The organism is Clostridium tertium, assembly GCF_017873245.1.
GTDB lineage: Bacteria > Bacillota > Clostridia > Clostridiales > Clostridiaceae > Clostridium > Clostridium tertium.
The window spans coordinates 1-14,921 of sequence record NZ_JAGGJY010000001.1; the positions used below are offsets into that span (position 1 = coordinate 1).

16 protein-coding genes and 1 pseudogene are annotated in these 14,921 nt (G+C 26.6%); 15 read left to right on the top strand and 2 right to left on the bottom strand.

What is annotated here, in order from left to right; translation table 11 throughout:
• From J2Z25_RS00005 to J2Z25_RS00040, 8 genes and pseudogenes are all read left to right on the top strand, one after another.
• Positions 1-249, top strand: a pseudogene (locus J2Z25_RS00005) (ABC transporter permease); the annotation flags it as partial.
• 301 nt (positions 250-550) lie between these two features.
• Positions 551-1,915 carry a PTS transporter subunit EIIC gene (locus J2Z25_RS00010; RefSeq protein ID WP_209737394.1) on the top strand — a complete coding sequence of 455 codons (1,365 nt, stop codon included), beginning with the start codon at positions 551-553 and terminating at the stop codon, positions 1,913-1,915.
• A 146-nt stretch (positions 1,916-2,061) separates the two neighbouring features.
• Positions 2,062-3,363 (top strand): homoserine dehydrogenase, encoded by a 1,302-nt coding sequence (locus tag J2Z25_RS00015; RefSeq protein WP_209737396.1) that lies wholly within the window; start codon positions 2,062-2,064, stop codon positions 3,361-3,363.
• A 162-nt stretch (positions 3,364-3,525) separates the two neighbouring features.
• The gene (locus J2Z25_RS00020) at positions 3,526-3,840 is read left to right on the top strand and encodes a rhodanese-like domain-containing protein (RefSeq protein ID WP_209737398.1); all 315 of its coding nucleotides are present in this window, start codon (positions 3,526-3,528) and stop codon (positions 3,838-3,840) included.
• Positions 3,841-4,192: 352 nt separating this feature from the next.
• Entirely contained in the window at positions 4,193-4,705 is a 513-nt protein-coding gene (gene infC, locus J2Z25_RS00025) for a translation initiation factor IF-3 (RefSeq protein WP_035285074.1), read from the top strand.
• 20 nt (positions 4,706-4,725) lie between these two features.
• Positions 4,726-4,923 carry a 50S ribosomal protein L35 gene (gene rpmI / locus J2Z25_RS00030; RefSeq protein ID WP_008677823.1) on the top strand — a complete coding sequence of 66 codons (198 nt, stop codon included), beginning with the start codon at positions 4,726-4,728 and terminating at the stop codon, positions 4,921-4,923.
• A 26-nt stretch (positions 4,924-4,949) separates the two neighbouring features.
• Positions 4,950-5,306, top strand: a complete 357-nt coding sequence (gene rplT, locus J2Z25_RS00035) for a 50S ribosomal protein L20 (protein WP_008677824.1) — start codon at positions 4,950-4,952, stop codon at positions 5,304-5,306.
• A 222-nt stretch (positions 5,307-5,528) separates the two neighbouring features.
• Positions 5,529-6,428: a patatin-like phospholipase family protein gene (locus tag J2Z25_RS00040; RefSeq protein ID WP_195960085.1), complete on the top strand. Its 900-nt coding sequence runs from the start codon at positions 5,529-5,531 to the stop codon at positions 6,426-6,428.
• 58 nt (positions 6,429-6,486) lie between these two features.
• Here the strand turns inward: J2Z25_RS00040 and J2Z25_RS00045 are convergent, their stop codons facing one another.
• A complete protein-coding gene (locus J2Z25_RS00045) occupies positions 6,487-7,041 on the bottom strand; it encodes a hypothetical protein (protein ID WP_209737401.1) in 555 nt (184 codons plus the stop codon).
• A 326-nt stretch (positions 7,042-7,367) separates the two neighbouring features.
• Between J2Z25_RS00045 and J2Z25_RS00050 the strand changes: the two genes are divergently transcribed.
• Positions 7,368-9,125 (top strand): helicase-related protein, encoded by a 1,758-nt coding sequence (locus J2Z25_RS00050; RefSeq protein WP_209737403.1) that lies wholly within the window; start codon positions 7,368-7,370, stop codon positions 9,123-9,125.
• A gap of 57 nt (positions 9,126-9,182) precedes the next feature.
• On the opposite strand, the gene J2Z25_RS00055 is transcribed toward J2Z25_RS00050, so the two are convergent.
• Complete coding sequence (locus J2Z25_RS00055; protein WP_209737405.1) at positions 9,183-10,499, bottom strand: MATE family efflux transporter; 1,317 nt, start codon at positions 10,497-10,499, stop codon at positions 9,183-9,185.
• A 163-nt stretch (positions 10,500-10,662) separates the two neighbouring features.
• Between J2Z25_RS00055 and J2Z25_RS00060 the strand changes: the two genes are divergently transcribed.
• From J2Z25_RS00060 to hydE, 6 genes are all read left to right on the top strand, one after another.
• Positions 10,663-11,079 (top strand): DUF3785 family protein, encoded by a 417-nt coding sequence (locus J2Z25_RS00060; protein ID WP_008677829.1) that lies wholly within the window; start codon positions 10,663-10,665, stop codon positions 11,077-11,079.
• A 73-nt stretch (positions 11,080-11,152) separates the two neighbouring features.
• Complete coding sequence (locus tag J2Z25_RS00065; RefSeq protein ID WP_209737407.1) at positions 11,153-11,290, top strand: clostri-philic family protein; 138 nt, start codon at positions 11,153-11,155, stop codon at positions 11,288-11,290.
• A gap of 320 nt (positions 11,291-11,610) precedes the next feature.
• Positions 11,611-12,384 (top strand): YdcF family protein, encoded by a 774-nt coding sequence (locus tag J2Z25_RS00070; RefSeq protein WP_209737409.1) that lies wholly within the window; start codon positions 11,611-11,613, stop codon positions 12,382-12,384.
• Positions 12,385-12,530: 146 nt separating this feature from the next.
• Complete coding sequence (locus J2Z25_RS00075; protein ID WP_209737411.1) at positions 12,531-12,914, top strand: NUDIX domain-containing protein; 384 nt, start codon at positions 12,531-12,533, stop codon at positions 12,912-12,914.
• Positions 12,915-13,461: 547 nt separating this feature from the next.
• Positions 13,462-13,707 (top strand): TM1266 family iron-only hydrogenase system putative regulator, encoded by a 246-nt coding sequence (locus J2Z25_RS00080; protein ID WP_142691025.1) that lies wholly within the window; start codon positions 13,462-13,464, stop codon positions 13,705-13,707.
• Positions 13,708-13,788: 81 nt separating this feature from the next.
• Positions 13,789-14,916: a [FeFe] hydrogenase H-cluster radical SAM maturase HydE gene (gene hydE, locus J2Z25_RS00085; RefSeq protein WP_008677841.1), complete on the top strand. Its 1,128-nt coding sequence runs from the start codon at positions 13,789-13,791 to the stop codon at positions 14,914-14,916.
• Positions 14,917-14,921 lie beyond the last annotated feature (5 nt).

The window sequence follows — 14,921 nt, forward strand, 5'->3', positions numbered from 1 at the left end:
TTCCTAGCATTAGCAGCATTAATATTTGGACAATGGAAACCACTTGGAATATTAGGAGCAACATTCTTCTTTGGATTTGCTTCAACAATAGCTAATGTATCTCAAGCGATACCATCGTTAGCAGCAATACCTGGTGTATTATTAAAGATTTTCCCATATGTGGTAACTTTAATAGCATTAGTTTTATTCTCTAAATCATCACAAGCACCAAAGGCATCTGGGGAACCATTTGACGCTGGTAAGAGATAATATATTAAAGGTAAAAAGTTAGTAACTTTTTACCTTTTTTCTTTTTTATAATATATGTAACAAATTAGGATAATTATAAATCTTACTATATTAATGAAATGAAAAAACAATTTTTTTATAGATAAGTAAAATGTTATTTTGATTATTTATTATATATTAAATCTACAAATCATATAATTTAATAAGAAAAAAAGAGTGGATATAGTTTTGAAAACAATTTATAAGGAGGAGAGATAGAGAAAAAAACAATTTTTTTATTTAGTTGGGAATTATATTATTATTTATAAGGAGGATGTCTTTTATGACAAATCAAGAGATTGCAAAGCAATTAATCGAATTAATTGGAGGAAAAGACAATATAAAATCAGTTAATAATTGTATGACACGTTGCAGATTAGAACTTGAAGATACTGAAATGGTGGATATAGCAAAAATTAAGAAATCTGAAGGGGCTTTAGGGGCAGTTATATCAAATGGACAAGTACAGGTCATATATGGACCAGGAAAGGCATCTAAGGTAGCGGAAGAAGTAAGGAAAATTGTTGGAATATCAATGTTAATTGGTGATGAGGCTGTGAAAGCTACAAAAGCTAATTTAAAGAGCAAAAATAATACACCTGTAAAAAATGCTTTAAGAAAATTAGGAAATATATTTATTCCTTTGATTCCTTTATTCGTGGCATGTGGACTTGTTCTAGCTGTGAATAATATATGCAATGTTCAATTTGGAGATTCATATAAGGCGACATCAGCAGGTCAAATTATAGGATTAATAGGAAACGGAGTGTTTTCAATATTATCTATACTAGTTGGAGTAAATGCAGCTAAAGAATTTGGTTCACAAATGCCAATGATGGGTGGAGTCTTAGGTGGAATACTATCATCCTCGGCTTTAGCTAATATAACTTTATTTGGAAAAGCTTTAACTCCAGGTAGAGGCGGAATTATTTCTGTTATATTAGTTGTATTATTATCTGTATTTATTGAAAAAGCTTGTAGAAAATTTGTTCCAGATGTATTAGATTTATTTATAACTCCTTTGATAACTTTGACATTATCTGTTTTAGCGGCACTATTTATTTTACAACCAGTAGGTGGATTTATTTCAGATGGAATTGGGTTCATAGTAGCTCAAACAATTTCTTCTGATAATACTATAGTTTCTGTTCTTTCAGGAGCAGTTTCAGGGGCATTATTCTTACCATTAGTTATGACAGGAATGCATCAAGCATTAACACCTATACATGCTGACTTAATAGCAAATGCAGGATATACAGTGCTATTACCTATACTTGCAACTGCTGGTATGGCACAGGTTGGTGCAACTATTGCTGTAGTGGTTAAAACTAAAAATCAAAGATTAAGGAAAACAGCTCATAATGGATTGATTCCAGGATTTCTAGGAATAGGAGAACCTTTAATTTATGGTGTTACTTTACCTTTAGGTAAGCCGTTTTTAGGAGCGTGCTTAGGCGCTGGAGTTGGAGGGGCTGTAATGGCATTTTTAAAAGTTGGTTCTGTAGCAATAGGGGTTTCAGGTTTACCTTTAGCGTTATTAATAGCAGATGGGAAAATGTTAGTATTCTTAATAGGAGTATTAGTTTCTTATGTTGCGGGATATTTCTTTACAGCATTATTAGGTTTTGATGATCCTATAGATGAATAAATAAGTTTAGTCTTAAACTCATTCTACATATATATAAGTAGAATGAGTTTTTTCTTGAAAATTATAACTAGTAATAGTAAAAAAATAGATTAATTAGTATAATGGATATATTAGCAATAAGCAAATTAAATAAGGGAGGAATTAAGATGAAAAAAGTCAAAATTGCTTTAATGGGGCTAGGCAATGTTGGACGTGGAGTTTGGATGATATTAAATTCAAACAAAGAAGAAATTATGAAAAGATCAGGCTATGAAGTAGATGTAGCAAAAATACTAGTTAGAGATTTGGAAAAAGATAGATATGTAGATGTACCTAAAGAACTTCTAACAACAGACTTTAATGAAATTATTAATGATGATTCAATTAAAATTGTAGTAGAAGTAATGGGAGGAATTGAACCAGCTAGAGAATATATACTAGAATCTATGAAAAGAAAAAAGCATATTGTTACTGCAAATAAAATGCTTTTAGCTACTGGTGGGGATGAACTTTTTGAAAAAGCTGATAGTGAAGGTGTTATGTTTAACTATGAAGCTAGTGTTGCAGGCGGAATTCCAATAATAAATGGGATAAATGAGAGTTTAACAGCTAATAAAGTAGAAAAGTTATATGGAGTAATAAATGGAACAACTAATTATATATTAACAAAGATGGAATTTGATAATTTAAGCTTTGATGAGGCTTTATATCAGGCTCAAGAAATGGGATATGCTGAAGCAGATCCAACTTCAGATATTGAAGGGTTTGATTCTCAATATAAATTAGCTATATTATCTTCTCTTGCTTTTGGAACTAAAATAAAAGTCGAAAATGTATATAGGGAAGGAATAACAAAGATTGAATCAATAGATATACAATACGCTAGAGAATTTAAAAAGGTAATAAAATTATTGGCTATAGTTAAAGAAAATGATGGAAGACTTGAACTAAGGGTGCATCCAACGATGATACCACAAAATCATCCATTAGCTAATGTTTATGATTCTTTTAATGCAGTTTTTATAAAAGGAAATGCTGTAGGAGATTTAATGTTTTATGGTAGAGGTGCTGGAGACTTACCAACAGGAAGTGCAGTGGTATCAGATATAGTGTCAATATTAAGAAGTAATATTGATATAGATAACCTAAATCCAGTAGTTAAAAATAATTTATGGGATAAAGAAATAGGTAGTATAAGAGATATAACAAGTAAATATTATATAAGACTAACAGTGGAAGATAGACCTGGTGTTCTTGGTGAAATTACTTCAGTCTTTGGTGGGATGAATGTCAGTTTACTTTCAGTTATACAAAAAGGAATAGATAATGATAAGGAAAATAAGGTAACTTTAGTTTTAGTTACACATTATACTAAGGAAGAAAATATTATTGAATCTATAGATAGTATATGCAAGTTAAATTCTGTGTATAAGATTAATAATTTAATAAGAATAGAAGAGTTTAATTAATAATTATAGAATTTAGGAGAGAAAATATATTAGCTAATATGTTTTATAATCTCCTTTATTTTTTTATTTATAAATAGTTAATAATTACTTTTACATAATAAGTTGTATAGAGATAATTTAAGGATTATAATAGTAGAAAATAATAAAATAAGAGGTAAACATATGAGTAAGATAAAATCAATTAATAATGAGCAAGCTCAAAATTTAATTAAAGATAACAAAGAATTATTAATATTAGATGTAAGAAGGCCGAATGAGGTTAAAGAGTCAAAAATAACAAACTCTATAAATATACCTTTAGATGAATTAGAGTGGGAACTAGAGGAGATAGAAGAATATAAAGAAAAGGCTATTTTAGTTTATTGCAAGGTAGGGATGAGAAGTAGCGTTGCTTGTTCTATATTAGAAGAAGAAGGATTTAGTAATTTATATAATTTAAGAGGTGGAATTTTAGATTATACAGGTGAATTAGAGTAGTATAATAGCATTAATAATGATAGCATACATATTATCATAAAAAAATAATAAGAAATTTTCATTTAAATTAAATACTTATATAAAAATGAATACTTATATGGTATAATATATAATGTAATTGTTAATAATTAATAATGTAAAAGCATTGACACAATAAAAAAAGAATGATAAAATGATAACATATTTAAGAAGAAACTGCCGTTTCTCACCTTACGGCTATGCTTAGTAGGGTAATATAGTTTTGTAATAATTGCTAGTTATTTTAACTAGTTTTTTATAAGTACTAGAGGGCGGCAAAATATGTCCTCTATTTTTGTTGTGTTTATATTTAAAATTTTGGAGGTGACCTGGTATAAGTAAGGATTTTACTTGTAATGAAAATATAAGAGTTAAGGAAGTTAGAGTGATTGATTCAGAAGGGAATCAATTAGGTGTACTTCAAACAAAAGAAGCTCAAAGAATTGCTGATGAGAAAGAATTAGATTTAGTTATGATTTCTCCAAATGCTAATCCACCAGTATGTAGAATAATGGATTTAGGTAAGTATATTTATGAGCAATCAAAGAAAGAAAAAGAAGCTAAGAAAAAGCAAAAGATAACTACTCTTAAAGAAATAAGATGTAGTCTTACTATTGAAGAAAATGATATTGCAATAAAAGCTAAAAATGCTAAAAAGTTTTTATTAGACGGGGATAAAGTTAAAATCACTGTTAGATTTAAAGGAAGAGAAGCACAATTAGGCCATATTGGACAAAAAATATTAGATAACTTTGTTTCTAAATTAGAAGACGTTTGTGTTGTTGAAAAGCCTGCTAAGCATGAAGGTAGAAATATGACAATGGTTTTAGGCCCTAAAAAAGCGTAACTTGAGAGGAGATAAGTATCATGCCAAAAATGAAAACCCACAGAGGTGCAGCAAAGAGATTTAAGAAAACTGGAACTGGGAAATTAAAAAGAGCTAAGGCTTTTAAGAGTCATATATTAACAAAGAAAAGTTCTAAGAGAAAGAGAAACTTAAGAAAAACTTCTTATGTTTCAACTACTCAAGAAAAAGCAATGAAGAAATTATTACCATACCTATAATATAGAGGTTTTTAGGAGGATTAAACATGGCTAGAGTTAAAAGAGCGGTAAATGCTCGTAAGAATCATAAAAAAGTATTAAAGCTTGCAAAAGGTTACTATGGTGGAAAAAGCAGATTATTCAAAACTGCTAATGAATCAGTAATAAGAGCTTTAAGAAATGCTTATGTTGGAAGAAGATTAAAGAAAAGAGATTTTAGAAGACTTTGGATAGCAAGAATTAATGCTGCTTCAAGAATGAATGGACTTTCATATTCAAGATTCATGAACGGACTTAAATTAGCTGGAATTGATATGAACAGAAAGATGTTATCAGAAATAGCTATAAACGATCCAAAAGCATTTGCAGATTTAGTAGAATTAGCAAAAAGCTCAATTAAGTAGTTTATACTATTAAAAAACACCTTAAAATGAAAATTTTAAGGTGTTTTTTTATTATAGTGTAGATCTTTATTAATTTAAATAAATCAAAATAGAAAAATTAGTAATTATATAAAAGTAAATTTGCATTATAAAATTAAATGAGAAAGTATAATTAACAAAAATTGAAGATTAGTTATATAATAATTATAAGATTTACAAAGTTTTTAAAAAGAGGGGATCAAAATGAAAATGGGGTTGGTATTGTCTGGAGGAGGAGGAAAAGGAGCATATGAACTTGGAGTTTGGAAGGCGTTAAAGGAACTTAAAATTGATAAGTACATAGAAGTATTTTCTGGTACATCAATTGGAGCTTTTAATGCAGTATTGTTTGCGCAAAATAATATGAAAGATGCAGAAGCACTATGGGAGGAAGTAACTATAGATAAGCTTATTCCTATTAGTAAATTTGAATTATTTAAAAAAGGGATCGGGCTTATACTTGGTGGAAAAAATCTAAATATAGCAAAAAAGTATATGAGTCAAAAGATAGAAGAAGGTGCAGTTTCAAAAGATGGAGCTAAAGAAATAGTGAATAAGTATTTAGATATAAGCTTAATTAAAAAGAACAGCAAGATTTGTTACGCAGCCTGTACTGAATTAGCAGATTTTAAAGTTAAATATTTTAAAATAAATGATTTTAATGATGAAATAGGAAAAGAAATTGTGATAGCATCAGCATCGTTACCTCTAATATATGAGCCAAGTGAGTTGTTTGGATGTAAATATATAGATGGAGGTATAAGTGATAATACGCCTATACAGCCCGTATATGGGGAAGGATGTGATATTATAATTGTTGTGTTATTGTCAAGGGAAGCAAGAATTGATAGATCATTATATCCAAATGCAAAAATTATAGAAATATATCCAAGAAATTTAAATGAAAGTGTTATAAATGGAACTTTAAATTTAGATGAAGCAGCAAAAAGAAATAGAATAAAAGAAGGATATGAAAATACGATTGCACTTTTGGAGCCTATAATGGAAATGGCGGAGTTTAAGAGTAAAATAGAAGAGGAGAAAAATTTTCCAAAGCTATTTAAACTATATAGTTTTCTAAAAAGCCTATGTAAATCTAATTAAGATGATAATATTAATATAAGTGATAACTAAAAAAACTGAGATTATAACTCTCAGTTTTTTAGTACATTAAATTTGGATATTTACTATGGTATTCATAGGCTAGTCCTTCATATACAAATTCTTTATGGTTTATATCTAATAAATCACTTGGTTTTGTAAGACCAGGAATTTTATCAGAGTCATAAATATTACTTTTAATTAGAAGATGTGATATGAATTCAGAACAAAAATAATGATGATCTCTTTTAATAGGTTTTTGAAGAGCAACACCTATTAATCCTAATAAACTATATTTATATTTTTTTTGTTCTTTTAAGAAGCTCTCTAATTCTTTTTTTAATAGATTATATTGGTCATTATCTACACTAATTTTATAAATAACACATCTACTATTTTGAAATCTTTTATAAACACCATCCTGTAAGTTTTCTTCAACTAAGCCTCCTATAAAAGGAATTAGAGGAAAAACCCTTCCAAATGAATACATTTTTTTAAATGAATTATCAAAGCTCAAGGAAACATGTACATATGGATCTTTTGTATAAAAATTAATACATCTAGCAAGTAGTGTTCCAGTATTTGAAAACACTAAATAAATATCTTTATTTTTCATTTTGTAAAATCATCCCCCGAATAAATAAATATAAAATAATAAGTAAAATAAAAACATAAAATAAATACATTAAATAAATTATATAGTATAAAACTTAATTTATCCTTAAGAAAACCTAAAAATATATAAATTTTATTAAAATTATTAATAAATAATAAACTTAAAATTAAAAAAATGTTAATAAAATTGAAAGATAGCAATTATGATACAATAAATATAAATAATTTCTAGTAAAATAATATAAACTAGAAATATATTTAAGGATAAGTTATTATAATTTACAAATGGGATTTTTACAATAGGTATTTAATACGAGAGGTGATTATTTGAAAAAGAATGCAATGCAAAGAGAGTTTAAGAAGCTAAAATCACAAATTAATCAAATAGAGGAAATAGCACATAACTCAAAAGTAGGTGCTTTAATTGAACAAGAATCTTCTTTAAGAAAAAAGATAAGACAGCTTAAGGATATGGAAAATGAAGGCTTGAAGGATTTTTCAAGTATAAATGAAAGATATGAGGAACTTTTAGAGTATATATCTAAAAGATTATTAGATGATTACAATAAAAAGAATAATACAGATTTTGACTTTTATCAAGTAATAAGAGGGAATTATAATAGCTTCATAAATTCAGGATTCATGTCGGTATTAACAAGGCAGCATATTCCTAAGTTAATTTCTAAGGAATTTGAAGAAAACTTTCCAGATAACCCTAAAGATGAATATAGATTAGCAAGAAATATTAATAGAAAGATATATATACATTTAGGTGAAACAAATACTGGGAAAACTTATACAGCAATGGAAAGATTAAAAGTAGCAAAAAATGGAGTTTATTTATCTCCTCTTAGAATTCTTGCATTAGAGAACTATGAAAAATTAAATAATAGTGGAGTTATATGCAATTTGCTAACTGGAGAGGAAGAAATATTAAAAGAAGGGGCTACGCATACATCTTGTACAATAGAAAAGGCAGATTTAAAAAAAGAATATGATATAGCCATAATAGATGAAATTCAAATGATAGATGATTCACAAAGAGGGGCTGCTTGGACAAGAGCTTTGCTTGGACTTAGATGTAATGAAATTCATATTTGTGGTGCATTAAATGCAAAAAGAGTAGTAGAAAAGATAATAGAAGATTGTAATGATGGTTATGAATTTAAAGAATATAAGAGGAGTATTCCATTAGAAGTCCAAGAAAGTAATTTTAATTATAACTATGCAGAAGAAGGAGATGCAATAGTAGTATTTTCTAAGAAGAAAGTATTACAAATAGCAGAGCAGTATTCTGATATGGGAATAAAAGCTAGTATAATCTATGGAGATTTACCTCCAGAAGTAAGAAGAAAACAATATGATATGTTTATTAATAAAGAAAATAAAGTTCTTATAACAACAGATGCTATAGGAATGGGCGTGAATTTACCTATAAAAAGAATAGTATTCTTAGATATACAAAAATTTGATGGTGAGGAAATTAGATATCTTACTTCACAAGAAGTAAAGCAAGTTGCTGGTAGAGCAGGAAGAAAAGGAATTTATGAAGTTGGTTATGTTGCTACTGTAAGAGATAATCAAAAGTTTATAAAAGAAAAGCTTGAAGAGAAAGATAAAATAATAAAGGCAGCAGTTTTAGGTCCATCAGATGCTATTTTAAATATTAAAAATCTGCCATTAAATGAAAAATTGGCTTTATGGGCAACAAGGGAAGACTCAATAGATTATTATAGAAAAATGGATATAAATGAATATTTAATTATATTAGATAGTATTAAAAAATATAAATTAAAAGAAGAAATACAATGGGAGTTATTAAAAATACCATTTGATATATCAAAAGATGAGCTTATGAATACATTCTTAGATTATGTTGAGGAATTATTTGTACTGAAGAATAAAGTAATAAGTAGACCTCAATGTTTTAAGGGAAACTTAGATGAACTCGAATGCTATTATCAAAGGATAAATATGTATTATTCATTTTGTAAAGTGTTTAATTTGGAATTTGATTTTAAATGGATTCATGATGAAAGACTTAAGGTAAGTGAAGATATTAATGAAATATTGATAAGAATTTAAGAGAAAAGAAGATAGTTGAATTTTAATTTTTCATCTATCTTCTTTTCATTTTTAAAATTAGGTTACTATCTTATTTCTCTTTAATAATAAATATGAAGATAATAAAAGACAAATCAATTCTGAAATTAAAGTAGCAATCCATATTCCAGTATCACCAAAATAGAATGATAACGAAAATAAAGCTAAAGAAATAAAAATAAGTCCTCTAGATATAGATATTATAGTTGCTTTAAAAGCTTCTTCTATAGAAGCAAAATATCCAGAAACTAATACATTAAATCCAAGAACTAAAAAAGAACTAGAAAATAAACGAAAGGCTGAAATTGAATATGTAAATAAAGGTGATGAGGAATCTTTTATAAATATATAAACAATTTCTTTAGCAAAAACTATACAAATTATAAATATTGCAATTGATGATATAGAAACAGCTTTTAGGCCCATTTTTATTAACTTTTTTATTGTTTTAAATTCTTCTTTTCCATAATAATAACTACATAATGGTTGCATTCCTTGAGTTATTGCTATCATAGTCATTATTACTAAAGTACTTACATAACAAATTATGCTATATGTAACGATACCACTTTCTCCTATATATCTCAATATAGTTTGATTAAAAAGAAGTATAACAATTCCAGAAGTAAGCTCTGTTATTGCATCTGGAAATCCAATAGATAATATTCTTTTTAAATATTTTACTTTGAACTCAAATTTAGTTAAAGTGAGTTTAGATTTTTTACTCATAAAATGTGATAAAAAGAATATAAAAGATACTCCTTGAGAAATAATAGTTGCATAAGAAGCACCCTTAATCCCGAAATCTAAGACAATAACAAATAGAAAATCTAGAATTATATTAGTAAGGGCAGAAATAATCATACCTACTATTGCAAGATAAGGATATCCATCAGCTTTTGTTAATACTTCTAAGCAATAGGAAATGATGAAAAATCCATTAAAACTTATAATTATTTTTAAATAATCTTTTACTAGATCAAAAGTATTTTCAGTAGCTCCAAGAAATAATGATATTCTATCTATATTTAATAAGCATAATAAAGTTATTAGTAGTGATATAGTTAACATACAAAATAAATTAAATGAAAAAATTTCATTAGCTTTTTTTATGTTATTTTTTCCAATATAAATAGAAATTATAGTAGAAGCTCCAGTTGAAAATAACATAGATATTGCAAATATAAAGTTTACAAAAGGCATTGCTATATTTACTGCTGCAAGAGCAGTTTCTCCAACACCTCTACTAACAAAAATACCATCTATCATTGTATATAATGAAAATATCCACATTGCGGTAACTGAGGGGACTAAATATTTAAAAAATTGTTTTTTTAAAGATAGATTGCTATCCATTCGACTCTCCTTTGTTGTCTAATTGTGATATAATATATAAACTAACATAAAGATTATATCTTTAATTAAATAATATTACAAATTACTAGTATTTAATTAGAATTAGTCTTAGAATAACTTAGATAGGTAAAATAAAAGTTTTAGCTTTGAAAGGAAGATACAAATGGAATATAAATTTAAATTTGATGAAAAAGAATATATCTTAGGAGAAGATAATTTAGAATACTTTGCTAATGATGAAAATGAGGAATTAGAAGGTATTGATGGTGAAAAAATATTAGAATTACTTTCAAATAGTGATGAAGTAGAGTTTCAAAATGCATATTATGAAAGTTGTTGTAGTAATTGCAAAGCTGGAAAGGAAGAAAAAAAGAAGGTTTTTGACTTTTTAGAGTTCTATTTTTATGCGTATGGAAAAAATAATAAATTTATTACAAGTAGTATCGATAATGAATACGACAAAAAATCTTTCACTAGATTAAATAGAGAAAGAATAGTTGATAAAAGTTACTTAGTTACAGTTATAGTTTGTAAAAATTGTGGAACATATTCTATAGAAATAGAAGAATTTGAACTTTAATATATAAAGTATAATATTTGATGTATTAAATTTTATTTAGGGTATAAAATACTTTTGAAAGGATGTGTTTTATATGACAAAGAATGAAAAAGATATAAATCCTTTGCAAAAAGGTACAAGAAGACAAAAGTTACATAAAAATCAAGATAATGTAGGTAATGATGAGAGTAGAGCTGAATATACAGATTTCAATGGTAAGCCAATAAAATAGTTCGGTTTTAAGATAGGTAAGATTAATTTTACCTATCTTTTTGTTTTATAGGAATTATAAAAATTTATTATGTAGATAACTTTCTATAATTTCTTTACTCCAGTTATTAAGTGTATATATAAGTTTATACTGATATTATGTAAGCTGCGTATTAATAAATTATAAAATACTTAAAATTGGAAGTTTAATGGTAATAAGATGTGGTAAATATGATAATATATAGTTGAATGATACTAGGTTATTAGTTAGAGGTAAAAAGTATAATTAAAAGTATTTTTATAAGATGATGTTTAATTAAAAATGATTGAAGGGAGAAAATTATGATTAAGAAAATGGATTTAATAATAGGAATATTAATAGTTATATATTCTATAAGTATAAATTTAATCTTTGGGAAGATCAGTTTTAGTGAAGTATTTTTAGGAATTGGAATTACTTTAATTATTTATCACTTCATAAAAGAAAAAATGAAAGAATTTATTAATAATAAAAAAAGTATTGAAGGAATGTTTAATGTTATAAAGTGTTTTATAGCAATAATATTATTGATTTTTATAATAGTAGAAAGTGCAATAATTATATTCCCTAAAAATAATAAAAATTATTCAGATTACGTTATAGTTCTTGGAGCTGGGGTTAAAGGAGAAAAGCCTAGCCTTACATTGATGCAAAGATTAGATAAAACTATTGAGTATGTTAATAATCAAGAAAAAGAATCTAAAATAATAGTTTCTGGGGGACAAGGGAGAGGCGAAGATATATCAGAAGCACAGGCAATGAAAAAATACTTGGTGGATAATGGTATAAAAGAAGAATTGATAATAATGGAAAATAAGTCTACAAGTACAAATGAAAATTTAATATTTTCAAAAGCAATATTAGAAAGTTATACAAAAAGTGATATAGGAGATATAAATATAAAGATAATAACATCAGATTTTCATGCATTTAGAAGTAACATGATAGCCAAACAGCTAGGATATAGGAATATAACCTTCTATACAAATAGTACCCTTCCAGCTTTAATTCCTGTTATGTATTCTAGGGAATTTTTAGCTGTAATAAAGTCATACTTGATAGATATAAAAAAATAAATTTTGTAAAAATTTCTAGAGGTAAATTTCAGTTTTTGTAGAATAGTAGAGGTAGAATATTAATAAGATTCTTTGATTAATTTTTATATCACCTTTAATCAAATATTAATAAAACATAAAGAGTTAGGCTTAAGGGGGAAATGTTAATGGCTAAAGTTGTAGAATGCTCAATAATAATTAAAGATGATTTTAACAATGTATTTATTGTTCAAAGAAAGACTAAAAAAAATGAACCAAAACTTTGGTATAGTGTTGGTAAAAAAGTAAGAGGAAAAGAATCAGAAGAAAAATGTATTTCACGAGCTGTAAAAGAAGATTTGAAATCTATAATATTTAACTTAGAAAGAATAGGTGAAGTGTTAAATAAAGAACGCGATGAAATATGTGCTGTTTATAAAGGAGAGCTTAAAGAAAGAGTAACATATGGAAATGATATATTTGATGGAAAATGGTTAAGTGCAAAGGAAATTGATGAATGTGATTTAGCACAAGGAGAAAAAGAAAAAATTTTAATGTATATTAATAGATAGAATTATTAGAGAAGTGAGCTATGTTAATTAACATAGCTCTTTATTTTAATATAAAGAAAATTATAACTTTTGTATTACATAAAAATTAGAGCTATTGACATCATAAAGTTAAATAATTATCATATAAATAGAAAGGTGAGAATTAATTCATTTGTTTAGAGAAAATCTTTATTCATATGTTTAAATATTCATTTAAAATAATTAGTTATTATCTAACAAAAAAGAGAAATCTGATTTGAAAGAGAATAGTAAATAATATATTAATAATAAAAATTATAAAATTAAGTTATAAGCTTAGTTAATTTTGTAATGCTTTTAATTACTGTAATTTTTATTATTAATATAAGAAGCCTATTTTCTTTGTATTTAAGAAAATAGGCTCTTTTTAATATTTAAGAAAATTTAAATTATGATTATATAATGTTTAAGTATCTCAATCTTAAAGAAAGTATAGTAATTGATAATGTAAAGATCTATGTGGAAAATAAATTAATGTCAATTTGGGATGATAATTTTACAGAATAATAAAAAAAATAGGGGATAAGATATGAAGATTGGTGTAATAAGTGCAATTTTAGAAGAGCCAAGTAAGTGTAATTCTGAATTTAATGAGGTTGTTGCAAGTTTCAGAGGGAACATTAGGGGAAGGATGGGAATACCATTAGAAGATGGCATATCAATTATATCTATAGTTGTTACAGGTGATTTAAACGAAATTAATAGCTTAACAGGAAAGTTAGGCAATATTGAAGGAGTAACAGTAAAAACAGCAATTAGTAAAAAAGAGATGTAATAAGGAAAATAATTTATAAGTACATAGCTAAACATAAAATTATTGCAAAGAGTGTTATAAATATCATTTGGAGGATTGTATATGCAAGTTAAAAGTATTATAGACAAGCTTTATGAGTCTAACAATGCTAGTGGAGAGGAGTTATTATTTTTATTAGATAACTTAAATGAAGATGATAAGATTTATCTAGTTCAAAAAGCACATGAAACTAGAATGAAAACTTATGGAGATAAAGTTTATATGAGGGGACTTATTGAATTTACAAACTTTTGTAAAAAAGATTGTATATATTGCGGCATAAGAAGAAGTAATAAAGATGCTGATAGATATAGACTTACAATGGAAGATATTATGGAATGCGTGGACATTGGAGATAGGCTTGGATATAAGACTTATGTACTTCAAGGTGGAGAAGATGATTATTTTACCGATGAAAGAATGGTAGAAATAATAAAAATGATAAAAAGTAAATATCCAAACAATGCTATAACATTGTCTTTAGGTGAAAGAAGTTATGATTCATATAAAAAAATGTATGAAGCAGGAGCAGATAGGTATTTATTAAGGCATGAAACAGCTACTAAAGAGCTATATGAAAAACTTCATCCAGGAGCTAGCTTTGAAGAAAGAAGGCAATGTTTAAGAAATTTAAAGGAAATAGGATATCAAATAGGGGCAGGTTTTATGGTTGAGCTTCCAAAACAAACAAATAAGGATTTAGTTAATGATTTATTATTTGTTAAGGAGCTAGAACCACATATGTGTGGAATTGGGCCATTTATACCGCATAAAGATACCCCACTAAAGAATGAAAAGGCAGGAACTGTTGAGAAAACTACTACAATGTTAGCTTTAATAAGATTATTACTACCAAATGTATTATTACCTTCTACTACAGCTCTTGGAAGTATTGATCCTACAGGAAGAGAAAAGGGAATTAAAGCAGGAGGAAATGTAGTTATGCCAAATCTCTCGCCAACAAGTGTCAGAGAAAAGTATTCACTTTATGATGGAAAAATATGTACTGGAGATGAGGCGGCAGAATGTAGAAATTGTATAGAGGGGAGGATAAATAAAGCTGGATTTAAGGTTGAGGTAACAAGAGGAGATAATATGGCATGGAGAAAAGAAAATGCTCATAAATTCACTGAGGTTATTGATAAGAGAATCCAATCAGAAAATATACAAATAATTAAATTGAATAAATAATTTAT